The 265-nt window shown below is 37.0% G+C and carries 1 protein-coding gene; it reads left to right on the top strand.

Annotation, left to right across the window (positions count from 1 at the left end):
* Positions 1–211: 211 nt before the first annotated feature.
* Positions 212–265: YozD family protein (locus SB658_RS24600; protein ID WP_410603013.1), on the top strand; the 54-nt coding region annotated here is incomplete at its 3' end.

Raw genomic sequence — 265 nt, 5'->3', positions numbered from 1 at the left:
CAGAAAAAAACAATCACATAAAACCATCCCCTCAAGATACGGCCCATCATCTGATCAAACGTTTCTCCATCTAATATGCTTAACCATTTCATTGCCTCAAACCCCTTTTCTTTTTGTTTACTGCATTTATATGTATGGAATGAGCCATTATGACAAACTGTAATAAAAAACAGGCGTCGTTCATACATCATAAAAAAGGAGGCGGAATGGAATGAAAGAAGCAGATTTGGTGATCGATACAGAGGAAATTGCGGAATTCTTCTAC

The sequence above is a fragment of the Bacillus sp. SIMBA_008 genome (assembly GCF_046535495.1).
GTDB classification, from domain to species: Bacteria; Bacillota; Bacilli; order Bacillales; family Bacillaceae; genus Bacillus; species Bacillus subtilis.
The sequence above is the reverse complement of the archived record's forward strand: the minus strand, read 5'-3'. Positions and strand labels throughout refer to the sequence as shown.